Source organism: Ruegeria sp. BHSB064 (assembly GCF_059613205.1).
The window spans coordinates 1-22,564 of sequence record NZ_JBXWSB010000077.1 but is presented as its reverse complement, the minus strand read 5'-3'; the positions used below and the strand labels follow the sequence as shown (position 1 = coordinate 22,564).

General features: G+C 56.1%; 23 protein-coding genes. 17 read left to right on the top strand and 6 right to left on the bottom strand.

Annotation, left to right across the window (positions count from 1 at the left end; translation table 11 throughout):
• From AC2FNU_RS16805 to coxB, 5 genes are all read right to left on the bottom strand, one after another.
• Positions 1–225: cytochrome c oxidase subunit 3 (locus tag AC2FNU_RS16805; protein WP_496790525.1), on the bottom strand; the 225-nt coding region annotated here is incomplete at its 3' end.
• Between the two features lie 22 nt (positions 226–247).
• Positions 248–823, bottom strand: a complete 576-nt coding sequence (locus tag AC2FNU_RS16800) for a cytochrome c oxidase assembly protein (RefSeq protein ID WP_171094147.1) — start codon at positions 821–823, stop codon at positions 248–250.
• Positions 823–984: a cytochrome c oxidase system small membrane protein gene (locus AC2FNU_RS16795; protein ID WP_171177886.1), complete on the bottom strand. Its 162-nt coding sequence runs from the start codon at positions 982–984 to the stop codon at positions 823–825. Before AC2FNU_RS16795 ends, AC2FNU_RS16800 begins: the two co-directional genes overlap by 1 nt.
• Positions 981–1,931: a heme o synthase gene (gene cyoE, locus AC2FNU_RS16790; protein WP_496790521.1), complete on the bottom strand. Its 951-nt coding sequence runs from the start codon at positions 1,929–1,931 to the stop codon at positions 981–983. The genes AC2FNU_RS16795 and cyoE overlap by 4 nt, the downstream gene beginning before the upstream one ends.
• An 89-nt stretch (positions 1,932–2,020) precedes the next feature.
• The gene (gene coxB, locus AC2FNU_RS16785) at positions 2,021–2,932 is read right to left on the bottom strand and encodes a cytochrome c oxidase subunit II (RefSeq protein ID WP_496790518.1); all 912 of its coding nucleotides are present in this window, start codon (positions 2,930–2,932) and stop codon (positions 2,021–2,023) included.
• A gap of 176 nt (positions 2,933–3,108) precedes the next feature.
• On the opposite strand from coxB, the gene tldD reads away from it, so the two are divergent.
• The 5 genes from tldD to AC2FNU_RS16760 all read left to right on the top strand — a co-directional run bounded on the left by tldD (position 3,109) and on the right by AC2FNU_RS16760 (position 10,114).
• Positions 3,109–4,530 (top strand): metalloprotease TldD, encoded by a 1,422-nt coding sequence (tldD, locus tag AC2FNU_RS16780; protein ID WP_496790515.1) that lies wholly within the window; start codon positions 3,109–3,111, stop codon positions 4,528–4,530.
• A gap of 238 nt (positions 4,531–4,768) precedes the next feature.
• On the top strand, positions 4,769–5,893 hold the full coding sequence (gene dprA / locus AC2FNU_RS16775) for a DNA-processing protein DprA (protein WP_496790512.1): 1,125 nt from the start codon (positions 4,769–4,771) through the stop codon (positions 5,891–5,893).
• A gap of 180 nt (positions 5,894–6,073) precedes the next feature.
• Positions 6,074–8,692 (top strand): type I DNA topoisomerase, encoded by a 2,619-nt coding sequence (gene topA / locus AC2FNU_RS16770; protein ID WP_496790510.1) that lies wholly within the window; start codon positions 6,074–6,076, stop codon positions 8,690–8,692.
• Between the two features lie 91 nt (positions 8,693–8,783).
• On the top strand, positions 8,784–9,488 hold the full coding sequence (locus AC2FNU_RS16765; protein WP_496790508.1) for a CoA transferase subunit A: 705 nt from the start codon (positions 8,784–8,786) through the stop codon (positions 9,486–9,488).
• Entirely contained in the window at positions 9,488–10,114 is a 627-nt protein-coding gene (locus tag AC2FNU_RS16760; RefSeq protein WP_496790504.1) for a 3-oxoacid CoA-transferase subunit B, read from the top strand. Before AC2FNU_RS16765 ends, AC2FNU_RS16760 begins: the two co-directional genes overlap by 1 nt.
• A gap of 36 nt (positions 10,115–10,150) precedes the next feature.
• Here the strand turns inward: AC2FNU_RS16760 and AC2FNU_RS16755 are convergent, their stop codons facing one another.
• A complete protein-coding gene (locus AC2FNU_RS16755; RefSeq protein ID WP_496790502.1) occupies positions 10,151–11,017 on the bottom strand; it encodes a lytic transglycosylase domain-containing protein in 867 nt (288 codons plus the stop codon).
• A 353-nt stretch (positions 11,018–11,370) separates the two neighbouring features.
• Between AC2FNU_RS16755 and AC2FNU_RS16750 the strand changes: the two genes are divergently transcribed.
• The 12 genes from AC2FNU_RS16750 (at position 11,371) to AC2FNU_RS16695 (ending at position 22,422) form a co-directional block, all read left to right on the top strand.
• Positions 11,371–11,601: a Flp family type IVb pilin gene (locus tag AC2FNU_RS16750; protein ID WP_496790499.1), complete on the top strand. Its 231-nt coding sequence runs from the start codon at positions 11,371–11,373 to the stop codon at positions 11,599–11,601.
• Positions 11,602–11,905: 304 nt separating this feature from the next.
• Complete coding sequence (locus tag AC2FNU_RS16745) at positions 11,906–12,145, top strand: hypothetical protein (RefSeq protein WP_496790497.1); 240 nt, start codon at positions 11,906–11,908, stop codon at positions 12,143–12,145.
• A gap of 287 nt (positions 12,146–12,432) precedes the next feature.
• On the top strand, positions 12,433–13,314 hold the full coding sequence (gene cpaB, locus AC2FNU_RS16740; protein ID WP_496790494.1) for a Flp pilus assembly protein CpaB: 882 nt from the start codon (positions 12,433–12,435) through the stop codon (positions 13,312–13,314).
• A gap of 194 nt (positions 13,315–13,508) precedes the next feature.
• Entirely contained in the window at positions 13,509–14,882 is a 1,374-nt protein-coding gene (locus tag AC2FNU_RS16735) for a type II and III secretion system protein family protein (protein WP_496790489.1), read from the top strand.
• Positions 14,883–14,898: 16 nt separating this feature from the next.
• Complete coding sequence (locus tag AC2FNU_RS16730) at positions 14,899–15,525, top strand: OmpA family protein (RefSeq protein ID WP_496790484.1); 627 nt, start codon at positions 14,899–14,901, stop codon at positions 15,523–15,525.
• 199 nt (positions 15,526–15,724) lie between these two features.
• The gene (locus tag AC2FNU_RS16725) at positions 15,725–16,963 is read left to right on the top strand and encodes a CpaE/TadZ family protein (RefSeq protein ID WP_496790479.1); all 1,239 of its coding nucleotides are present in this window, start codon (positions 15,725–15,727) and stop codon (positions 16,961–16,963) included.
• Between the two features lie 24 nt (positions 16,964–16,987).
• Positions 16,988–18,430, top strand: coding sequence for a TadA family conjugal transfer-associated ATPase (locus AC2FNU_RS16720; RefSeq protein ID WP_496790477.1), 1,443 nt, complete (start codon positions 16,988–16,990; stop codon positions 18,428–18,430).
• 11 nt (positions 18,431–18,441) lie between these two features.
• The gene (locus AC2FNU_RS16715; RefSeq protein WP_496790476.1) at positions 18,442–19,410 is read left to right on the top strand and encodes a type II secretion system F family protein; all 969 of its coding nucleotides are present in this window, start codon (positions 18,442–18,444) and stop codon (positions 19,408–19,410) included.
• Between the two features lie 9 nt (positions 19,411–19,419).
• Positions 19,420–20,403, top strand: coding sequence for a type II secretion system F family protein (locus AC2FNU_RS16710; protein WP_496790474.1), 984 nt, complete (start codon positions 19,420–19,422; stop codon positions 20,401–20,403).
• Between the two features lie 6 nt (positions 20,404–20,409).
• Positions 20,410–20,991 (top strand): tetratricopeptide repeat protein, encoded by a 582-nt coding sequence (locus tag AC2FNU_RS16705; protein WP_496790471.1) that lies wholly within the window; start codon positions 20,410–20,412, stop codon positions 20,989–20,991.
• A 30-nt stretch (positions 20,992–21,021) separates the two neighbouring features.
• A complete protein-coding gene (locus AC2FNU_RS16700) occupies positions 21,022–21,873 on the top strand; it encodes a tetratricopeptide repeat protein (RefSeq protein ID WP_496790468.1) in 852 nt (283 codons plus the stop codon).
• 3 nt (positions 21,874–21,876) lie between these two features.
• Positions 21,877–22,422: a prepilin peptidase gene (locus AC2FNU_RS16695; RefSeq protein WP_496790466.1), complete on the top strand. Its 546-nt coding sequence runs from the start codon at positions 21,877–21,879 to the stop codon at positions 22,420–22,422.
• Positions 22,423–22,564 lie beyond the last annotated feature (142 nt).

Genomic DNA, 22,564 nt, shown 5'->3' with positions numbered 1-22,564 from the left:
CACAACCGGGGTATGATCGCCCTGACGGCTCTCGACAACAACGTCCGACCACCAGGCAAACATGCAGTACAGGACGGCGACAAATCCGCCCCAGAACATGAACGATGTGATGCCGTGCATCCAGAGCACGGCACCAAACAGCATGAAAAATGCCGCGAGCGCGCTGAGGAGCGGCCAGACCGATGGGGCCAGAATGTGATAATCGTGGTTTTTAGCGTGTGCCATCAGCGTCCCTCACCTACAGGCGTTAGTTCGTGTTTGTATCTGCCTGCGTTTCAAGGGCGGCATAGCCCTCGGGCAGGTCAATTTCGTAGAATGTATACGACAGCGTGATCGTATGAACATACTTTGCTTCAAGATCGTCAACCAGTTCCGGGTCGACGAAGAAGGTCACCGGCATCTCTACACGTTCGCCGGGTTGCAGCACCTGCTCTTCAAAGCAGAAACAGGCGATTTTCTGGAAGTATCCGCCCGCCGAATAGGGGGCCACATTGTAAGAGGCCTGGCCCGCAATGGGCCGGTCTGTCGGGTTGTAAGCTTCGTAGAAGGCAAGCCCGGTTTCGCCGATGCGCACTTCCATCTCACGTTCAATCGGTTTGAATTCCCACGCCATACCCTTGGCCTTAGAGGCGTCAAACCGGACGGTGATGGTGCGATCCAGAATGTCTTCGGGCGCTGATTCAGCTACACCGGTGGTGCCGCCAAACCCCGTTACGCGGCAGAACCAGTCATAAAACGGCACAGCTGCCCAAGCCAGGCTGCCCATAAGGATGACCACGCCAACAGTCTGTGCAACCGTTTTCTGCGGACCTGTCAAAGCCATCAGTTCTGAACCTCCTGTGTTGCCATACCGAAATCTGTGCCCGAGACCTTAACGACCGTCAGCCCAAAAATGATTACGATAAAGGCGGCCAGTGTCAGGCCGACACCCAGATTGCGGCTGAAGCGGCGCTGATGCAACTCATGGTTCTTGCGCAGGCTCATGACCAGCCTCCCAGACCATAGGGTTTCAGCAAAGCCTCAACCAGAATGGCGCCGAAATGCAGGAAGAGGTAGAGCAGCGACAGTTTGAAAAAGCTGCGCTCAACCTTGAAATTGTCCGCTTCGGAATCCTCTTCGGTCCGCCGCGAGATTTGCCAAGCTCCGCGCAGGAACAGAGCGTTAAGCACCAGCGCAACCGCCAGATAAACCGGGCCACCGATATTCGAGAACGCTGTGCCGACAGCCAGCATCGCAAGCAGAGCCGTGTAGATCAGGATATGAAACCGTGTCGCGCGGCGGCCATGCGTGACGGTCAGCATCGGAACACCCGCGTCATCATAATCCGAGCGCATGAACAGAGCCAACGCCCAGAAATGCGGTGGAGTCCACATGAAGGTCAGGGCGAACATCAGCCAGGGCTCAACCGTCATCGAACCGGTGGCAGCAACCCAGCCGATCACAGGCGGGAATGCACCAGCGGCACCGCCGATGACGATGTTCTGCGGCGTCGAACGCTTGAGCCACATCGTATAAACAACGACGTAGAAAAAGATCGTGAAACCCAGAAACGCGCCTGCAAACCAGTTCGTTGCAAGACCCAGCATGATCACGGACAGGCCAGAAAGAGCCAGCCCAAGCGCCAGCGCCTCACCTTCTTCTACCTTACCGGAAGGGATCGGACGACCCTTTGTGCGCTTCATCACGCGGTCGATATCCGCGTCCCACCACATGTTCAAAGCGCCAGACGCGCCACCGCCAATCGCGATGAACAAAATGGCGCAAAAGCCAACGAAAGGATGCACAGAAACGGGTGCCGCCAGCAGTCCGACCAGCGCCGTGAAGACAACCAGAGACATCACACGCGGCTTCAGCAGAGCGAAGTAATCGCCAAAGCTGGCCTCGTCCGCATGGGCGGTCGCAGTGCTGGCATTGATGCTTGCGTCGGTCATTTCCAGTCCTTCTGGGGCGAAAGCTGCGCGATCACCCGCGCAGCCAGCGTCATGTCCAAGGTGGGGTTATCCCCGCCCCTGTCGCTCAGTTAGTTCGAGGCGACCTGATAGCTTTGCGGCAGACCCGCATATTCGTCGATCGCGCCCTGAAGCCATGCCTCGTACGCTTCCTCGCTGACCACTTTGACGGTGATCGGCATATAGGCGTGGTCCTTGCCGCAGAGTTCGGAACACTGACCGAAGTAAACGCCTTCTTTCTCGGCTTCGAACCACAGTTCAGCCAAACGTCCGGGCACACCGTCCTGTTTCACGCCAAAGGACGGGATGGTCCACGAATGGATCACGTCGGATGCGGTCACTTGCATCACGATAACCTTGCCAACCGGCACGACCACTGCGGTATCGGTGGCCAGCAGCCATTCGTCGTCGCTGTAACCCGCATCTGCCAGCTTGGCGCGCATGGCGTCATCCAGAACAAACGGGGTCACGTCCGCATCGGCAGGGCGCGCACCTTCGTCCAATGTGGCCGGGTGGCCCAGCAAGTAGCTGTCGAACGCAAAGTCGTGATCGACATATTCGTAGGTCCAGTACCACTGGTTGCCCACAACTTTGATGGTGATGTCGCCTTCAGGGATTTCCTGTTGCTTGAACAGAACCGGCAGCGAGAACGCACCGATGAACACCAGAATCAGGATCGGACCCAGGGTCCAGGCAATCTCAACCGGAGTGTAGTGCGAAAAGCGCGCCGGGGTCGGGTTTGCGCGCTGGTTGTACCGCACGATGCAGTAAAGCAGCAGAGCCGCAACAAAAAGACAGATCACGGTGATGATCACCAGAATCATTGTGTCCAGCCGGTGGATACCATCCGCCAGGCTTGTGGCCGCTGGCTGGAAGCCCATACCGCCGTCAACCGGCTTGCCAATAATCTCAAGCTCCTGAGCCATGGCGGGAAGGCTGGAGAGGGCTGTCATAAACCCTGAAAGCATCAAAGCATTCTTCATGTTCTGTCCTGATCGTTTGATCTTTGCGTCCCTGGCGAAAAGGTGTGAATCGGTCGCACCTCTCCCGTTGTCTTTGGCCGCGTTAAAAACCATATTCCGTCGGGTAGATAAAGCAAAATGCTTGCGTCAAACAGACGCTATTTTTGATCTGGATCAAACCCGAAAGGTCACAACCCATGTCCGACGCCCCGTTTCGCCCGTTTGAAAGCGCTCTTCCGCATGTTGAGGCGTTGTCTATTCTGCAATCGGCGACCGCCGGGGCCGAAGACGGAGAACTGTTTGTCGAGCGTCGCAAATCCGAGTCTTTGGTGTTTGATGACGGACGCCTGCGCACCGCGTCTTACGATGCCTCCGAGGGATTCGGCCTGCGCGCAGTTCAGGGCGAAGTGGCCGGCTACGCACATTCCACAGATGTGTCGATTCCCGCTCTGAGACGCGCGGCCGAGACCGCACGGCTGGCCGTTGGGGACGGCGGTGGGACGCTGGCCGAGGCACCCCGGTCCACCAACACGCGGCTCTACACCGACGAAGATCCAATCGACTCTGCCGCGTTTCCGGTCAAAATCGAAACCCTGCGCGAGATTGATGCATTTGCCCGTGATTTGGACCCGCGTGTGGTGCAGGTCAGCGCTATGATCACAGCCGCTGTTCAAGAGGTCGAGATTCTGCGCCCCGATGGTGTGATGGTGCGCGATGTGCGTCCGATGACGCGCGTGAATGTTTCCGTGATCGTTGAACAGAACGGACGCCGCGAAAGTGGATCGGCAGGTGGTGGAGGCCGCGTTGGCCTGAGCGGTTTGATTGATCCGACGGACTGGCAGGCCAAAGCCCGTGAAGCGTTACGCATTGCGCTGGTCAATCTGGACGCGGTCCCGGCCCCTGCGGGGGTGATGGAAGTCGCGCTTGGCCCCGGCTGGCCTGGTATTCTGCTGCACGAGGCCATCGGCCACGGGTTGGAGGGGGATTTCAACCGCAAGGGCAGCTCGGCCTTTGCCGGTCTCATGGGGCAGCAGATCGCCTCAAAAGGTGTGACCGTGGTCGATGACGGCACGATTGCCGACCGCCGGGGCTCGATCACCGTGGATGATGAGGGCACACCCAGCTCGCGCACAGTGCTGATTGAGGACGGCGTTTTGACTGGCTACATGCAGGACCGTCAGAACGCGCGTCTGATGGGCGTTGCACCTACTGGCAACGGGCGGCGGCAGAGCTATGCGCACAAACCCATGCCGCGTATGACCAATACGATCATGCTGGGGGGTGAAGCTGACCCTGCGGCGTTGGTCGCGGATATCAAGGACGGCATCTGGGCCGTAGGTTTCGGCGGTGGACAGGTGGACATTACCAACGGCAAGTTCGTCTTCTCCTGCACCGAAGCGTATCGGGTGGAGAACGGCAAGATCGGCGCACCCGTCAAAGGAGCTACACTAATTGGTGACGGACCGTCTGCTTTGAAACGGATCCGGGGGCTTGGCAACGACATGGCGCTGGATCCCGGTATGGGCACTTGCGGCAAGGATGGACAATGGGTGCCGGTGGGGGTCGGACAGCCAACTGTTCTGATGGACGGTCTGACCGTAGGCGGCTCGGCGGCCTGAGTCGCTTGAGCACGGAGAACACAGGCGCAGGGTTAACTTTGCGTCTGTGCGCTTTACCCTTTGACGGCAATAGATTTTTTGCACAGAAGAATCTGAGTTTAGTTTTAACGTATATTTTTCAATGACTTGAGCAGTCTTTAATGGCGTGTTCGAAAAAATACGCTTCTAATTTTCCACGATTTACAAGCTGTTAACCCGCCCTCTTGTAAACCAGTTTTGCAACAAGGCGGAGCAACGGATGACCGAAGAGCAGCTTTCTTCCAATCACCCCCCACTCCCACCCACCACGGAAGAGGACAGGTTTTCGTGGCTTCGTCTTTTGCGCTCTCGCAAGGTAGGTCCGGCGACGTTTCGCAGGCTTTTGCGGGAACATGGCTCGGCGCAGAATGCGCTGGCCGCGCTGCCCGAAATGGCACGCGCCGCCGGAATAGAAGGGTATGAAATCTGCCCCCCCGGCGTGATCGAGGCGGAACTCAAGGCCGCAAAAGCCGCCAAAGCGCGGCTTTTGTGCCTTGGGTCCGCTGATTTCCCGAAAGCTTTGAATGATCTGAACGACGCGCCCCCGATGCTGTGGGCCGTCGGTGACGTGTCGCTATTGCAAAAACCGGCTATCGCGATGGTCGGCGCGCGAAACTGTTCTTCGCTTGGTGCTCGAATGGCTCGGGGGTTGGCGACCGACTTGGGTGGCAAGGGACATGTGATCGTCTCTGGCCTGGCCCGAGGAATAGATACGGCAGCGCATATGGCAGCCCTGACTTCCGGCACAATTGCCGTCATGGCAGGCGGGGTCGACGTGATCTATCCGGCAGAAAATACCGAACTGGCTCATGACATCGCCTGCAAGGGGCTGCGCCTGTCGGAACAGCCTATGGGCGTGACACCTCAGGCCCGACACTTCCCCCGGCGCAATCGGATCATCTCGGGCCTTGCGCAGGCCGTAGTCGTGGTCGAGGCTGCCGCCAAGTCCGGCAGTCTGATCACGGCACGCGATGCCTTGGATCAGGGGCGCGAGGTTCTGGCCGTTCCCGGCCACCCTTTTGACGCGCGCGCCGCCGGGTGCAATCTGTTGATTCGGGATGGAGCTACTTTGGTCCGATCCGCTGAGGACGTGATTGAAGCCCTGCCGCAAAAAGACAGTCTGTTTTCACGCAAGCCTGATCTACCCCCTGCCCCCGTCGCACCCAGGGCCCAAGACTTGCACATTCAAATCCTCGAACGGCTCGGCCCCTCACCCATCGCAGAGGACCAGTTGCTGCGCGACATCGCGGCTTCGGCTGGTGAGCTTGGCCCCGCGCTTGTCGATTTGGAACTGGACGGGCGAATCCAGCGTCAGCCCGGGGGTCTGTTGTCGCTGGCAGGGTGATCACGGCGCCCGGAAGACCCATGACATTGCACAGCTCAGTGTTCCGGGACCTTTAGTAGTTGCCTGAAATCACGTTGCTTTTCAGCTTGCCAAAGGAACGCATTGACAATTCCCGCTAGCCCCACACATTTTGCACCACCATAGAAGGCGCCAAATTCGTCGAGCGAGGTTTCCCCTTAAATGCCTGTAGTTGTTGTAGAATCTCCGGCCAAAGCAAAAACAATCAATAAATATCTCGGCCCTGACTACACAGTTTTGGCCTCTTACGGCCATGTGCGGGACCTTCCTCCGAAGGATGGATCGGTCGATCCCGAGCATGAATTTTCCATGAAGTGGGAAGTTGGCAATGACAGCCGTAAGCATGTCAAAGCCATCGCTGACGCGCTGAAAGAAGACAACGCGCTGATCCTCGCAACCGACCCTGACCGTGAAGGCGAAGCGATCAGCTGGCACTTGCAGGAGGCGCTGACCAAGCGCCGCTCGATCAAGAAAGACACGCCGGTCAGCCGCGTAACCTTCAACGCGATCACCAAAGAAGCTGTCACTCAGGCAATGCAGAACCCGCGTGAGGTCGATATGCCTCTGGTCGAGGCCTATCTGGCACGCCGCGCGCTGGACTATCTGGTGGGCTTCAACCTGTCGCCCGTTTTGTGGCGCAAGCTGCCCGGTGCAAAATCCGCCGGGCGCGTGCAATCCGTCTGTCTGCGCCTGATCGTAGAACGTGAGATGGAAATCGAAGCGTTCAAGCCGGTTGAATATTGGTCGGTTAAGGCGATTTTCGAAACTCCGCGCGGCCAGACCTATGAGGCACGGCTGGTCACGCTGGCCGGCAAGAAACTGGACAAGCACGATCTGTCCAACGCAACGCAGGCGGAACTGGCGGTGCAGGCGATCACCAGCCGTGCGCTGAGCGTCACATCGGTTGAAGCGAAACCCGCAGCCCGCAACCCCAGCGCGCCGTTCATGACGTCAACCTTGCAGCAGGAAGCCAGCCGCAAATTCGGCATGGGTGCGCGCCACGCGATGCAGGTGGCTCAACGACTGTATGAGGCCGGGTACATTACCTATATGCGTACCGACGGCATCGATATGGCCCCCGAGGCCGTGGCAGCCGCGCGCGATGCGATCGCAGACCGTTATGGCGCCGAATACGTGCCGGACAGCCCGCGCATGTATAAGAACAAGGCCAAGAACGCGCAGGAAGCGCATGAATGTATCCGCCCAACGGATATGTCACGCGATGCCAAGGCACTTAAGGTCACGGACGACGATCAGCGCAAGCTCTATGACCTGATCTGGAAACGCACCATTGCCTGCCAGATGGCCGCCGCCCGGCTGGAGCGGACCACTGTCGAGATCGGCAGCGATGACGGGCAGGTCGGCTTGCGTGCCACCGGTCAGGTGGTTTTGTTTGATGGCTTCATGCGCGTTTATGAAGAAGGTCGCGACGATGTCGCCGATGACGACGAAAAGCGCCTGCCACAGATCATGCAGGGCGATCCGGCGCGGTTTGCCAAAACCTCACTGAAAGATCAGTTCGCAAAGGACGAAGAAAAGGCCGCAATCCTGTCCGAGAACGAATCCGTTCTGGCCCTGCAACACCACACACAGCCTCCGCCTCGCTATACCGAAGCGACCTTGGTCAAGCGGATGGAAGAGCTTGGGATCGGGCGGCCCTCGACCTATGCCTCGATCGTGACCACGATTCAGGACCGGGAATATGTGCGCAAAGACAAAAACCGACTGATCCCCGAAGAAAAGGGCCGGATCGTTACGATCTTTCTGCTGAACTTCTTCCGGCAATATGTGGGTTACGAGTTCACAGCCAATCTGGAAGAAGAGCTGGACGACGTAAGCGCCGGGGACCGTGATTACAAAGACCTGTTGGGCAAATTCTGGCGCGATTTCTCGGCCGCTATTGGAGAGACATCTGAACTGCGGATTTCCGAAGTTCTGGACAAGCTGGATGAAGCGCTCGCGCCGCAGCTCTACCCGCCGCGCGAGGATGGATCGGACCCGCGGATTTGCCCGAAATGCGGCACCGGCCAACTGCATCTCAAAACCTCGCGTACGGGCGGTTTTGTGGGCTGCGGCAATTACCCCGAATGTACCTACACACGCCCTATCGCAGGTGAAGGTGCCGAAGGGGATGAACGTTTGCTGGGTGAAGATGCCGGGGACGAGATCTGGCTGAAATCCGGTCGTTTCGGTCCTTACGTTCAGCGTGGCGAACCCACGCCCGAGAACAAGAAGCCACCGCGTGCCTCTCTGCCGCGTGGGTGGAGCAAGGATGACATAGATCTGGACAAGGCGCTGACGCTGCTGTCCCTGCCCCGTCAGATCGGCGAACACCCTGAGGGCGGCATGATCAGCTCGAATTTCGGGCGGTTCGGTCCTTATCTGATGCATCAGTTGCCGGAAGAGGCAAAGCCGGTTTACGCCAATCTCAAAGACCCAAACGATGTGTTCGAGATCGGCATGAACCGCGCCGTTGAAATGCTGGCCGAAAAGCGTGCCAATCCGGGGCGCGGACGTCGCGCGGCTGCGAAACCGCTGAAAGAGCTTGGCGAACACCCCGATGGCGGCGCGATGCAGGTTCTGGATGGGCGCTATGGGCCTTATGTGAAATGGGAGAAGGTCAATGCAACTATCCCCAAGGACGTCAAACCAGAAGACGTGACGCAGGAAATGGCCATCGAACTGGTAAACGAGCGTGCGGCCAAGAAAGGCACCAAGAAAAAAGCGGCCCCCAAGAAGAAGGCTGCTGCTAAAAAGACAACCAAGAAGGCTGCGGAGTAGGTAGAAATACCAACACCCCCTTGGTTTCATTGACTTCCCCATGACGTGGCGGCACAACCTGCCCATCACCATGTCATTGGGGGAGTTTTCCATGAAGAAAGTCTATGCCAATGCCTCTGAAGCGCTCGAGGGAGTGCTGTCGGATGGCATGCTGATTGCCGCAGGTGGTTTTGGCCTGTGCGGCATACCGGAATTGTTGCTTGAAGCCATTAAGGACTCGGGCGTCAAAGACCTGAGCTTTGCATCGAACAATGCCGGTGTGGACGATTTTGGCATCGGCATCCTGCTGCAGACCAAGCAGGTCAAGAAAATGATCAGCTCGTATGTCGGCGAAAACGCTGAATTCATGCGTCAGTATCTGAGTGGCGAGTTGGAACTGGAGTTCAACCCGCAAGGTACTCTGGCTGAACGGATGCGTGCTGGCGGCGCTGGCATTCCCGGATTCTACACAAAGACAGGTGTGGGCACCGTGATCGCCGATGGAAAGGAACACAAAGACTTCAACGGCGAGACCTACATCCTCGAAGAAGGCATTTTTGCCGATCTGGCCATCGTCAAGGCGTGGAAGGCGGATGACACCGGAAACCTCGTATTCCGCAAGACGGCCCGCAACTTCAACGTACCTGCCGCAACATGCGGCAAGATCTGCGTGGCCGAAGTAGAAGAAATCGTGCCGCGCGGTTCCTTGGACCCGGACTCGATCCACCTGCCCGGTATCTATGTGCATCGCATCATTCAGGGCGAGCACGAAAAGCGCATCGAACAACGCACCACCCGCAAGAAGGAGGACGCATAATGCCCTGGGACCGCAATCAGATGGCCGCACGCGCGGCAGAGGAACTGGAAGACGGCATGTATGTGAACCTCGGCATCGGCATTCCGACGCTGGTGGCGAACTATGTGGGCGACAAGGACATCACCCTGCAATCCGAAAACGGCATGCTGGGCATGGGCCCCTTCCCGTTTGAAGGCGAAGAAGACCCGGACCTGATCAATGCCGGCAAGCAGACGATCACGGAACTGTCCCGCACGGCCTATTTCGACAGCGCCACATCTTTTGCCATGATCCGTGGCGGCAAAATCGCTGCAGCAATTCTGGGCGCAATGGAGGTGGATGAGAAAGGCGACCTGGCCAACTGGATGATTCCCGGCAAACTGGTGAAAGGTATGGGCGGCGCGATGGACCTGGTCGCCGGTGTGGGTCGGGTGATCGTCGTGATGGATCACACCAACAAGCACGGCGACAGCAAGGTTCTGAAAGAATGTACCCTGCCCCTGACGGGTAAAGGCGTGGTCGATCGCATCATCACCAATCTTGGCGTGCTGGATGTGGTCGAAGGTGGACTGAAGATCGTCGAACTGGCCGATGGGGTCAGCGAAGACGAGATGCGCGCTGCGACACAAGCGACGCTTGTTGCCTAAAAGAACAAAGGCCCGCCAGATCGGGGCGGGCCTTATTCAGTTTGCTGTCTGGAACACGCAACCGTCAGAAATCAGATCGGGCGGCGTGGCGCACAAAGCCTTTGCGATCTGGAATGCAGCCAGAACTTTGGGCACGTAATCCCGCGTTTCTGAATAGGGTGGTACACCACTATGTTTGCGCACGGCCCCTTCACCCGCGTTATACCCGGCCAAAACCAGAATCGGGTCATTCCCGAACTCTTCCATCAGCCAATTGAGGTATTTCACACCCCCGGCGATGTTCTGGTCTGGCTGAAGGCTGTCTTTCACACCAAAACGAGCTGCCGTGGCGGGCATGAGCTGCATAAGGCCCTGTGCGCCTGCGGAACTGATCGCATCTACCCGTCCTGCTGACTCGACCGAGATCACTGCCAGAACAAGCGCGGGCGAAACATTCGTTCCAACGGTCGACCGCAGGATCTCTTTCCCCTGCTGTTGTGCAATGTTCTGGAGCGTCTGCAGGCGAGGAGAACGGACACTGGTAGCCGCCAGCGCCGAGATCGCGGCCTCAAGGCGCCCTGCGCCGCCCTGATCAATCTCGGGCGAAATCCTGTCCCAAAACGCTTTATACGACCCTTTGGGATCGCGTTTGGGTTTTACTTCCGGCTGAACGGGCTGGGCAACTTCGGTGCGCGCAATAACATCCGGCACTGAAATCTCAGCACCTGTGCTGGGCGCAGAAGGTTGTGTTGCATGTTCTTCCGCAGTGATTTGCACGGTCACCCGAGGACGTTCACCCGGCTGGGGTGCTTTGATCCGTTTGTACACGCCGCGCGGCTCAACCTCGGTCGCATCAACTGATGTGACACCCGATACGAGAAACGCCAGTACACCGGCGCATTGAAGTGCGGTCCGGAGATTCATTTGCCTGCCTCATGTTTTCTTTTTAGGCGATTTGAACCCCGAATCTTCGCGCAAGGCCAGAAAAACAAAGCGAAATGGGGCAATTTCGCCTCATTTGACGCAATTTTGCACCGCCCAAAGAAGTAAGAACCCACCTAATCGAATTTTTATTTTTTATTTTTCAATATGTTACAGATTTTCTAACCAAAAAGTTAAGTTGCACGAAAAAAAATCTGCGTTTGGCCCAATTCCTGCCACGCCCCACAGGCAAACATAGATGCATACCGAGACGGACGGGAGCGGACTGAGAGAGAAAGCTCTGGAAGACGCCGAGGTTCATTAGACTTATTTAGATCCTTTAGGAGGGACGTAACATGATCAAGTTCATCAAGAACTTCCGCAAAGACGAAGACGGCGCAGTAACAGTTGACTGGGTTGTTCTGACCGCAGCAGTCATCGGCCTGGCAGCCGTTGCATACCAGCAGATCGAAGATGGTGCCACTGGCCTGGCAACCGGCGTGAACGAAGCGCTGAACGCTGCATCGCTGAGCACCGGCAGCAACACCACCACTGGTGGTATCACCGGCGAAGGCAAAAGCCAGTAAGCTTTTGACCTAGCAGAATTCAGAGGCCGCGCCGCATTGGCGCGGCCTTTTTCTTTTGGGCGAGCTGCGTAAACTCAACGTCTCGATGCAACCATGCGCAGACTGCATCCTGGGCTTTAATCAGGAAACTCTGAACGACACCCGCCACCTGATACGCAACCTGACTGATGGGGCCAGAGCACAATGAAATCTGCCCAAATTCAGATCGCTAAAACCTATCTTTCGCCCAAATTCCGCCATGCCCGCGCAATCATTTTAGTCAAAACTATTGCAAACACTGTGAAAAGAAATTGGAGACACGAACATGTTCAGGTTCCTCGAACGCTTCAAATCAGACGAAGCCGGAGCGGTGACAGTTGACTGGGTGGTACTGACGGCCGTGGTCATTGGCTTGTCTGGTGCGACTTACCTCGTCATAAGCTCCAGCGTTGACAGCCTTGGCGGAAATGCCAACGAAGCTATGAACGCTGCCGTTGTCAGCACCGGTTCAAACAGCGCGCCCGGCGGTATTGTGACAGAAGGCACCGCAGGCGGCGGAGGCTAAGCTCGGCCGCATTGTGCTTTAAACGGCCAAACTGGAGACGTTTATTCGAGCGCAAAAAGCAGCGCGACGTCCTTTGGGCCGTGGCGTTTTTTGCGTTCGCGCCGATCCCTGGTTGCGCTTTGAGCACGACAATCCAAAGAAAAAATTGTGCGAATTTTGGCAGGGAAACTGACAAACAGACATATTTGTCCCACATTTCGACACAATTTGCTTTTAAGAATTAGGCTGTTTCAAAGCGACCTGTTGGCCGCTTACTATTCGACCAAACAAAGTAAAGAGGTACACGCATGCGAGCGGTATTCGGACTTGTCCTGATTGTCGGCGTAGCTCTGGCCGGTGGCGCAGTCTATATGGCGCGCAACTATATCTCGGCCTACCAGAACGAGCTGGCCCGTCAAAGGCTGGCCGCAGAAGAAGCTCTGGCCAACGCCCAGGTCGAAGTTATTCCAACAGTAACTGTTTACGTTTCGAATCGTGCGCTGAGATATGGCGAACGGCTGACCGAAGAAGACATCCGGGCAGTTGACTGGCCCGAAAACGCGATTCCGGAAGGCACTTTCTCTGAACTCACCGCTCTGTTTCCAGAAAGCGGACCCAACGAACGCTTTGTTTTGAGGACGATGGAAAAAGACGAAGCGATCATGGGCGTCAAAATCACCGAGCCCGGTGAAAAGGCCGGGCTGACCTCGCGCCTTGAAAAAGGAATGCGGGCATTCGCAATCAGCGTTGACGTTGCTTCGGGTGTTTCGGGCTTCTTGCGTCCAGGTGACAATGTTGACATTTACTGGACCGGCACCAGCGGCACCCTTGAAGGAAGTAGCAGTGGCGGCATCACCAGATTGATCGAAGCCAATGTACAGCTGATCGCAGTCGACCAAACCGCTGGTTCCGACGTAACCAGCACGACAATCGCAAGAACCGTCACCGTGGCTGTAACACCACAACAAGTCGCGGCGTTGGCACAGGCCCAAAACTCGGGACGGCTGTCTTTGGCCCTTGTTGGCGTCGCAGATGAATCTGTCGCGTCAACGATCGAGGTCGATCAGCGCACGTTGCTTGGTATTCAAGCCGCTGCTCCGGAACCTGAACAAAAAGTTGAAGAGGTTTGCACAACCCGCATCAGACGCGGCGGTGAGATCGTCAACGTGCCAATTCCCTGCACAAACTGACGCCAATTCAGAACCTTACAAGATCAGAGCCGCACCTTGGGTGCGGCTCTTTTTGTGTGATTGTTGCCAATTCTCCACATAAGGAAAATTCCAGAAACCATTGATTATTGCAATAAATTTGGATTTCGCGCAGTCTGCTTCCCTATAGGGCATAAGACCCAAAAAAACGAGGCGTGATCGGAGAGGCAGGTCACATGACAATACGTTCCTGGATCAGCGCAACCCTGCTGGGGTTGGCGCTTGTTGTTAGTCCGGTTGGCGACGCCGCCTGGGCTGAAACTTTGCGCGTGGTAAAGAAGGGCACGGTGGAAACACTGGATGTCCCCATGAACCGCGCAATTGTCGTTGAAAGCGAGCAACCCTTTGCAGAGCTCAGCATCGCAAACGCAGGCATTGCGGATATTTCGTCTTTGTCGGACCGGACTATCTATGTTCTGGGTAAGGCCCCTGGTCTGACGACACTGACCCTGTTTGACGGGGCCGGCAACTTGTTGGCCAACGTACGCGTACGCGTTTCACCCGATGTTACAGAGTTCAAAGAACGCCTGCGTCAGATTCTTCCCAATGAGCCCATTGAAGTTCGGACCGCAAATGACGGTATCGTCTTGTCCGGGACAGTTTCAAGCGCGGCCAAACTGGCGCGCGCGCTGGAACTGGCCGAACGCTACGCACCGGAACGCGTCTCGAACCTGATGTCGGTCGGTGGCGTTCAGCAGGTAATGCTGAAGGTTCGGTTTGCCGAGATGAACCGCACGGTCGCAAAAGAGCTTTCTTCGACGCTTTCTATTAACGGCACTGATTTTGTCGGTGGTTTCAATCCGCAGAACCTTGTTCCTCCTGTCCAGGTTGAGAATGGTGTCCTGTTGTTTGGCTTCGGCGTTGGATCAGCCCAAGTAAACCTGCTGTTGCAAGCGCTGGAAACAAAGGGCCTTGTTCGCAACCTTGCCGAACCTAATCTTTCGGCCCTTTCCGGTCAGGAAGCGACCTTCTTGGCAGGCGGTGAGGTTCCGATCCCTGTTCCGCAGGATGACGGCGTCGTGACGATCGAATTTAAGCCTTTCGGCGTTCAGATGGCGTTCACTCCGCGGGTAGTTGATGGTAACCTGATCAATCTGGAAATGGGCACATCGGTCTCAAGCATCGATCCCGGCTCGAACTTCACGATCAACGGAGACACTGTTCCGAGCTTTATCGTACGCCAAGCCAATACCACAGTAGAATTGCGCGACGGGGAAAGCTTTGCCATCGCCGGGCTGCTGCAGGACAACTTTATAGACGAGGCCAACCAAGTGCCATGGCTGGGAGATGTTCCAATTTTGGGGGCCTTGTTCCGTAGCGCTAGTTTTCAACGTGACCAAAGTGAACTTGTGGTCATTGTAACCGCGCATCTGGTGTCTCCGACCCGGGGTGAGGCGCTGGCGCTACCAACTGATCGCGTCAAACCGCCCAGTGAATTCGATCTGTTCCTGAATGGGAAAACCTCGCGCACGACCCGCACGGGCGCAGGTGCTGCATCCGAAGTTGCCAAACAGAACTTCGGAAGCTCTTACGGCTACGTCCTGGATTGATGAGGAGGATAGACCAATGAACAAGTGGATCATAACACTGGGTCTTACGGTCGCCGTCTCGGCCTGTACCCGTGAGGCTGGCTATGAAGCTGATCAGGGTGCTTTTGGTAACGCGACGCTGAACAACGTGCAGGTCCTGAATGGTGAACTGACTTACGCTCAGATTCTGAGCCGTCGCTTTGCCGCTGATGTGCCGAGTCAGGTGAATTTTGCCTTCAACAGCTCGCAGTTGGACGCGTCGGCACAGCGAATCTTGTTGCAACAAGCTGACTGGATCAAACAGTTCCCTGAAGCGCGCTTCCGGGTTTACGGCCATACGGATGCTGTGGGCTCGACCAGCTACAACCAAAGCCTTGGTCTGCGCCGCGCGCAATCTGCAGTTAACTTTCTGGTGCAACAGGGGATTTCAAGATCCAGGCTCGAAGCCGTCGTTTCGTTTGGCAAAACCCAACCTTTGATTGCAACTCAAAACCGCGACCGCAGGAATCGCCGAACCGTGACCGAAGTTTCTGGCTTCGTTGATGGCCGCATTCAGGAGTTGGACGGCAAGTATGCCGCCGTCATCTACCGCGAATACGTCGAAAGCGCCACACGGGATAGCTACATCGAAGTAAACACGGACGTATCCGGCACTGGTGGATAATTCCTTCGAAATGGGCGGCATCGTCGCCCATTTCCCTACAATTGGTTCTTTTGCGCCCAATTCTCGCCCAACTTCAAAGCAACATTGTGAACAATAGGGTGACCTGCGGCCAAATTTGACCGTATTGGGGCGACAGCACATCAATCTGGCGGATTTCGTTCATATGACATGCTGAGCCCTCACGACGAGGATAGTGTTTATGACCAGCGCGACGCCGCAAGATGACGAAACAGCAATTTTGGCCTGCACAATCAGCCGGGATGTCCAGAATTTCGACCTTTTGATCGAAGACATGGAAGCCATTTTGGGTGAGCGTTGGGGTGATCTGGGCTTTGCCGAGGCACTGGCCTTTTTCAGCCAACCAGAAGCTGAAACTCTAGAATTTGTGGCATTGGCTATCGACGGAGAGGATGAGGACAACCTCTCGCTCATGGGTGAGATCATCACCCAGGCCAAGGAAAAGAAGATCAAAGTCGTTCTGATCGCCGAGGATGTCACGCCCGCCTCACTGCATCAGCTGCTGCGCAAAGGCGCTGATGAGTTCGTCCCCTACCCGCTTCCGGAAGGCGAATTGCAGGAAGCGATTGAGCGTATGAAGCAGCCCGACCCCGTTGCAGTCGCACAGGCCGCCGCAGTGCCTTTGGCCAAAGGGGACTCAAAAGAGGGCGCTTTGTTCGTTGTGCAAGGGCTGGCAGGCGGTGTAGGCGCGACCACTATGGCCGTTAACCTGGCCTGGGAGCTTGCCTGCGCGTCGGACAAGGATGCTCCATCCGTCTGCCTGATCGATCTGGACCTGCAATACGGCACCGTTTCCACCTATCTGGACCTGCCGCGGCGCGAAACAGTCTTTGAAATGTTGTCAGACACAGAGTCGATGGACAGCGAGGTTTTCTCGCAAGCCCTTCAAACTTATGAGGAAAAACTTCAGGTTTTGACAGCGCCGTCCGATATGGTGCCGTTGGACCTGATAACACCTGACGATATTCAGCGTGTCATCGACGTGGCGCGTGCGCATTTTGACTATGTTATCGTCGATATGCCGAAGACGCTGGTCCTGTGGTCCGAAACCGTCTTGCAGGCGGCACATGTTTACTTCGCTATGATCGAGCTGGATATGCGTTCTGCCCAGAATGCACTGCGTCTGAAACGCGCTTTGCAGGCAGAAGAGCTGCCATTCAACAAACTGCGCTTTGCGCTAAACCGCGCGCCCAAGTTCACCGATCTCAACGGTAAAAGCCGGGTCAAACGCATGGGCGAAAGCCTTGGGATCTCAATTGATCTGCAATTGCCTGACGGAGGCAAACCGGTCATGCAAAGCGGTGACCACGGTCTTCCGCTGGCAAATTCGGCCGCCAAGAATCCATTGCGCCGGGAAATCGCAAAACTGGCGAAATCGCTTCACAGCCTTGGTAGCAGCAGCGCCGAAGAAGCTGCGTAACATCATACCAAAGGGGTACCTGCCGTGTTTTCAAGATATAAAAAGCCGTCCGCTGCACAGCCGGTGAAAACACCGGCACAAACTGCCGAACCGGCCGCGCCAGTTGCAGAAGCCACTGCAACAACGACGGCGGTTGTGCGCAAGCCCCAGAAAAAGAAACCCGGCGAGGTTACGGCTTCTGACCGTGATCGCAAACGCAAGGAACGGCTGGGCGAGATCAAAATCGAACTGCACCGGGAACTGTTGGAGAACCTGAACCTTGCCGCGTTGGAAACCGCTGGCGAAGCTGAATTGCGTACGGAAATCAGCGCAATTGCCAGTGAGGTTCTGGAGACCAAGAACATTGTTCTGAACCGCGAAGACCGGTCGCAACTGAACAAGGAACTGTACGACGAGGTGACGGGTCTCGGCCCGCTCGAAACGCTGCTGCAGGACGATACGGTCAACGATATTCTGGTGAACGGCCCACAGCAGATTTTCGTGGAGCGCGCCGGTAAGCTGGAACTCAGCGACATTACCTTCAAAGACGAAAAACACCTGATGCGGATCATCGACAAGATCGTGTCCGCTGTGGGCCGTCGTGTCGATGAATCAAACCCTTACGTTGACGCCCGTCTGGCGGACGGATCGCGTTTCAACGCTATGGTTCCGCCGATTGCGGTGGATGGATCACTGGTCTCGATTCGTAAGTTCAAAAAGGACAAGCTTGGCATCGACGATCTGGTTAACTTCGGTGCGTTTACCGAAGAAATGGCCGCTTATTTGCAAGCCGCAGTATCGACCCGCCTGAACGTTATCGTATCTGGCGGTACGGGCTCTGGTAAAACCACCACTCTGAACGCGCTGTCCAGCTTTATCGATGATGCCGAGCGCATTCTGACCATCGAGGATACGGCTGAACTTCAGCTGCAACAAACGCATGTGGGCCGGATGGAAAGCCGCCCACCCAACGTGGAAGGCAAAGGCGAGGTCAGCCCACGCGACTGTCTGAAAAACGCCCTGCGTATGCGCCCTGACCGCATCATCGTAGGTGAGACGCGTGGCGCGGAAGTGATCGACATGTTGCAGGCCATGAACACCGGCCACGATGGATCGATGACTACGATCCACGCCAACTCGGCCCGTGACGGGATTTCGCGTCTGGAAAACATGATCGCCATGGCCGGGATCGAAATGCCGATCAAAGCCGTCCGCAGCCAGATTTCTTCCGCTGTGAACCTGATCGTGCAGGCAAGCCGCCTGCAAGACGGTTCGCGCCGCATGACCTCGATCACCGAGATTACGGGCATGGAAGGCGATGTGATTTCGATGCAGGAAATCTTTCGCTTTCAACGTGTTGGCCTGACACCGGACAACAAGATCATCGGACACTTCACCGCAACCGGCGTGCGCAGCCACTATTCGGAACGCTTCCGTCTGTGGGGCTTTGACTTGCCTGCGTCGATCTACGACCCAACCACAATGTAGGAGAACCGGGTATGCAATTGCCTATGGAGGCGATCATCTATGTCGCCATCTTTGTGGGGGTTCTTGCCCTGGTTGAGGGGATTTATCTTGTCGCCTTTGGCAAGTCCATCAGCCTGAACAGCCGGGTAAACCGCCGCCTGGATATGTTGGAAAAGGGTGCCGGGCGCGAACAGGTGCTGGAACAGCTGCGCAAAGAGATGCAGCAGCATATGAAATCGCAAAGCATTCCCTTGTACTCCCTGCTCGCGGACAAGGCTCAGAAGGCGGCGATTGCATTTTCACCTCGTCAGTTGATCATGATCATGGCTTTGGTGTCCGGCGTCGCTTTTGTCGGGCTTAGCATTGGTACAGCCACAGATACTGCGCTGCGCGCAGCGATCTCGATCGCGATTGGTATTGGCGGTGTTTACGCGTGGGTCAATCACAAGGCCAAGAAGCGTATGAGCATGATTGAAGAACAACTGCCTGATGCGGTTGAACTTATGGTCCGCTCACTACGCGTCGGCAACCCGTTTGTGTCGACCATTCAAGTGGTTGCAAACGAAGTTCAGGATCCGCTTGGCACCGAATTTGGCGTCATTGCAGATGAATGTGCCTATGGACGCGACGTCGGCGAGGCGTTGAAAGATATGGCCGAGCGGCTGGACATGCAGGATATGCGCTTTTTGGCCGTGGCTGTTGGCATTCAACAGCAATCAGGGGGTAACCTGGCTGAAATTCTGGCCGGTCTTGCCCAGGTGATCCGAGCGCGATTCCGCCTCTTCCGCAGGGTAAAGGCCATCACAGCTGAGGCCCAGTGGTCCGGCAAGTTTCTGTCAGGCTTCCCGCTTGCCTGTCTGGTTTTTATCTTGGTCAAAGACCCTGGCTATTATGACGATGTTTTGGATCACCCCTGGTTCATTCCCGCCTGTTTCGTTGTCGCCATCATGCTGACACTGAACCTGATCGTCATGAAGATCATCACCAACATCAAGGTCTGAGGGCGCATCATGGAATTTCTGACCAGCATCAATGACCTGTTGACCCAGCATCTGGGTGAGTTCGGACCGCTTATCGTTGTCGGCATCTTGGGTCTGATAATGATCCTCGTGGCAGTTTCGCTGATGATGAATCAGCCGGAAGACCCGCTGAAGAAGCTGCAAAGATCAAACGCGGCCCCCAAAAAGCAAACAAAAGACAAGAAGGAACGGCTTCGCAACACAAGCCGCAACGAGCAGCTTGAGAAATTTGCAACGTTCCTTGAGCCGAAAAACGAAGAAGAATACTCGGCCGTTGAGCTGAAACTGCGCCAGGCCGGTTATCGGTCGAAAGACTCGGTACGTTTCTTCCATTTCGCGCAGTTTTCGCTGGGTATTCTGGGCATTCTGGTCGGTGTTCTTTTGATCACTGTGTTTTCCGGCGGACAGGAATTCACCGGTCAACAAATGATCATCCGGATCTTTGTTCCAGGCGCAATTGGCTACTTCGCGCCAAAATATTGGATCACCCGTCGGGTGGAAGAACGCAAAGAAGCCATTACTGCGGGCTTTCCCGATACGCTTGACCTGATGCTGGTTTGCGTGGAAGCCGGGCAATCACTGGATCAGGCCATCGTTCGAGTGGCGGGTGAAATGAGCGCTTCATACCCCGATATCGCGCAGGAATTCGAAATCGTCGCCCACGAGATGAAAGCCGGTAAGGACAAAGACACTGTTCTACGTGACTTCGGCACGCGATGCGGTGTGCAGGATGTGAACTCGTTTGTGACTGTGATGATCCAGTCGGCAACTTTTGGTACATCCATTGCCGAAGCTCTGCGGGTTTACGCTGGTGAGATGCGCGACAAACGCGTCATGCGCGCCGAAGAGGCCGCGAACAAGTTGCCGACAAAGATGACTCTTGTCACAATGATGCTGACAGTACCGCCACTGCTGATTATTCTGATCGGTCCGTCGGTAAGGGTCATTTCGAGTTTTGGACGCGCGGGCGGATAGAACCCTATGAAAACTGAATTCAGGTGCTTCCCTTTCGGGTTTCGCCGAATACTCTGGGCCACCACAGTTTGCGCTGTGGTGGCTTCCTGCACGGAAGGGCTGTCATCCAACGGTCTGGATGCGCCGGGTGTAGATCACAAAGCCCAGGCTGTAGACAGCATCACGGTTGGAAACCGGCTAATGGCCGCCGGAGAGTATGAGCTGGCATTGGAATCCTTTTCCCGCGCGGCCCTGGATCAGGGCATGACAACACAGGTCCTGACATCTTTGGGAACGGCCAATCTTGGCTTGCGACGACTGGGGCAAGCTGAACCGCTGCTGCGCCGCGCAGTAGAGGATGACCCTGACTGGCCGGTTGCGTGGAACAATCTGGGCGTTCTGCTGATGGAAAAGCGAGAATACCCAGAGGCCGCACAGGTGTTTCAACGGGCGTTTGCGCTAGACAATGGCGAAAGTGACGCAATCCGGGACAATCTGCGCTTAGCACTCGCAAATATGGAAAATCCTGTTAATACTACTGTTCAAGAACAAGAATACACACTGGAACAGCTGGGCGATGGGCAATTTGCGCTCCGCAAAATCCAGTAATTGAGGCAAGAGCAGTAAAGGACGCAAAAAATGCGCCAGCAATTCTTGATTCCGACTGTCATTATCAGCGGTCTGATCCTTTCGGCCTGTGAAAAGGAAACCGAAGAGGAAAAGGTTGAACGCACCTTTCAAGAGGTGAACGTCATTGACGAAACTAACCTGAACGATGTGCTTCTGAGCGCAGCTGACCCAAATGAGGCCGTGACCTATTTTCAGGGCGCTGCGCTCAAGAACCCTGACCGTATCGATCTTCAGCGCGGGCTGGCCATTTCGCTGGGCCGGGCCAAACGCACGACCGAAGCCGCCGCCGCCTGGAAACGCGTGACGACGATGAAGGGCACGAACGCCGCTGACAAAGTCGAATACGCAGATGCATTGGTTCGCAACGGCGACTGGGCCCAGGCCAAGACCATACTGGATTCCGTTCCACCGACCTTTGAAACCTTCAAACGGTATCGCCTTGAAGCGGTGGTCGCAGATTCACGCAAAGAATGGAAACGGGCAGACCACTTTTATGAAACCGCAGTTGGTCTGACCACTCGGCCTGGCAGCGTGATGAACAACTGGGGATACTCGAAACTGACCCGCGGTCAATATGCCGAGGCCGAGCGCCTGTTCACGGACGCCATCCGTCAAGACAGCTCTTTGTTCACCGCAAAGAACAATCTGGTCCTCGCTCGGTCGGCGCAGGGGAACTATAACCTGCCAGTCATTCCGATGAGCCAGACCGAACGCGCACGACTTCTGAACACGATGGCCATTTCCGCGGTCAAGCAGGGCGACGTGACAACCGCCAAAAACCTGTTCCGAGAAGCGATTGCAACGCATCCGCAGCACTTTGACGAAGCAGTCCGCTCGCTTCGTGCGCTGGAAGGGGCCTGATACATGCACATTCCCGCAGCCGCCGCGGCATGGTTTTTGCCGTTTGTGCTGCCGATCTGTTTCTACGTCGCCTTCACCGATATGCGAGAAATGCGGATCAAGAACCACGCCGTTTACGCGCTGGTGCTCGTCTTTGTGGTGGTCGGCCTGATCGCGCTTCCGCCCTGGTCCTCGGAATGGCTAAGCGGAAGTCTGGGGCCTTTGTCTGTGTCGTTACCGGTATATGGTTGGCAACTGCTTCATATCGTTGTGATTTTGCTTTTAGGCATCGTTCTAAATGCCGCAGGAGCCATGGGTGCCGGTGACGCCAAGTTTATGGCGGCAGCTTCAGCCTTTCTCTGGTCGGACGACTTCAGGGTGATCGTGATGATACTTATGGCATGTATTCTGGCGGCTGTTGTCACTCATCGGATGGCCAAGCACACGCCGTTGCGGGCCATTGCGCCGCATTGGGAAAGCTGGGATCGTGGCAAACAGTTCCCAATGGGGCTTGCTCTGGCCGGATCACTGGCCATGTATCTGATTTTGGGCACTGTTCTCGGATCGTAAACTATCATCAGCACGCCTTGCCATTGCCTTTGTCCCGCCACAAAGCTGGGTCATTTTTTCTCCAAACCGCCCTCATTCGGGCATTTGGCGTGACAATTTGACGAACGAGCAACGCGCATGAATATGCAGACTTCCGCAGTTA

Bases quoted from the DNA above. Each gene is read 5' to 3' on its own strand.
- AC2FNU_RS16800 (WP_171094147.1), bottom strand. From the start codon at position 823: ATGGCTTTGACAGGTCCGCAGAAAACGGTTGCACAGACTGTTGGCGTG.
- AC2FNU_RS16795 (WP_171177886.1), bottom strand. From the start codon at position 984: ATGAGCCTGCGCAAGAACCATGAGTTGCATCAGCGCCGCTTCAGCCGC.
- cyoE (WP_496790521.1), bottom strand. From the start codon at position 1,931: ATGACCGACGCAAGCATCAATGCCAGCACTGCGACCGCCCATGCGGAC.
- coxB (WP_496790518.1), bottom strand. From the start codon at position 2,932: ATGAAGAATGCTTTGATGCTTTCAGGGTTTATGACAGCCCTCTCCAGC.
- tldD (WP_496790515.1), top strand. From the start codon at position 3,109: ATGTCCGACGCCCCGTTTCGCCCGTTTGAAAGCGCTCTTCCGCATGTT.
- dprA (WP_496790512.1), top strand. From the start codon at position 4,769: ATGACCGAAGAGCAGCTTTCTTCCAATCACCCCCCACTCCCACCCACC.
- topA (WP_496790510.1), top strand. From the start codon at position 6,074: ATGCCTGTAGTTGTTGTAGAATCTCCGGCCAAAGCAAAAACAATCAAT.
- AC2FNU_RS16765 (WP_496790508.1), top strand. From the start codon at position 8,784: ATGAAGAAAGTCTATGCCAATGCCTCTGAAGCGCTCGAGGGAGTGCTG.
- AC2FNU_RS16760 (WP_496790504.1), top strand. From the start codon at position 9,488: ATGCCCTGGGACCGCAATCAGATGGCCGCACGCGCGGCAGAGGAACTG.
- AC2FNU_RS16755 (WP_496790502.1), bottom strand. From the start codon at position 11,017: ATGAATCTCCGGACCGCACTTCAATGCGCCGGTGTACTGGCGTTTCTC.
- AC2FNU_RS16750 (WP_496790499.1), top strand. From the start codon at position 11,371: ATGATCAAGTTCATCAAGAACTTCCGCAAAGACGAAGACGGCGCAGTA.
- AC2FNU_RS16745 (WP_496790497.1), top strand. From the start codon at position 11,906: ATGTTCAGGTTCCTCGAACGCTTCAAATCAGACGAAGCCGGAGCGGTG.
- cpaB (WP_496790494.1), top strand. From the start codon at position 12,433: ATGCGAGCGGTATTCGGACTTGTCCTGATTGTCGGCGTAGCTCTGGCC.
- AC2FNU_RS16735 (WP_496790489.1), top strand. From the start codon at position 13,509: ATGACAATACGTTCCTGGATCAGCGCAACCCTGCTGGGGTTGGCGCTT.
- AC2FNU_RS16730 (WP_496790484.1), top strand. From the start codon at position 14,899: ATGAACAAGTGGATCATAACACTGGGTCTTACGGTCGCCGTCTCGGCC.
- AC2FNU_RS16725 (WP_496790479.1), top strand. From the start codon at position 15,725: ATGACCAGCGCGACGCCGCAAGATGACGAAACAGCAATTTTGGCCTGC.
- AC2FNU_RS16715 (WP_496790476.1), top strand. From the start codon at position 18,442: ATGCAATTGCCTATGGAGGCGATCATCTATGTCGCCATCTTTGTGGGG.
- AC2FNU_RS16710 (WP_496790474.1), top strand. From the start codon at position 19,420: ATGGAATTTCTGACCAGCATCAATGACCTGTTGACCCAGCATCTGGGT.
- AC2FNU_RS16705 (WP_496790471.1), top strand. From the start codon at position 20,410: ATGAAAACTGAATTCAGGTGCTTCCCTTTCGGGTTTCGCCGAATACTC.
- AC2FNU_RS16700 (WP_496790468.1), top strand. From the start codon at position 21,022: ATGCGCCAGCAATTCTTGATTCCGACTGTCATTATCAGCGGTCTGATC.
- AC2FNU_RS16695 (WP_496790466.1), top strand. From the start codon at position 21,877: ATGCACATTCCCGCAGCCGCCGCGGCATGGTTTTTGCCGTTTGTGCTG.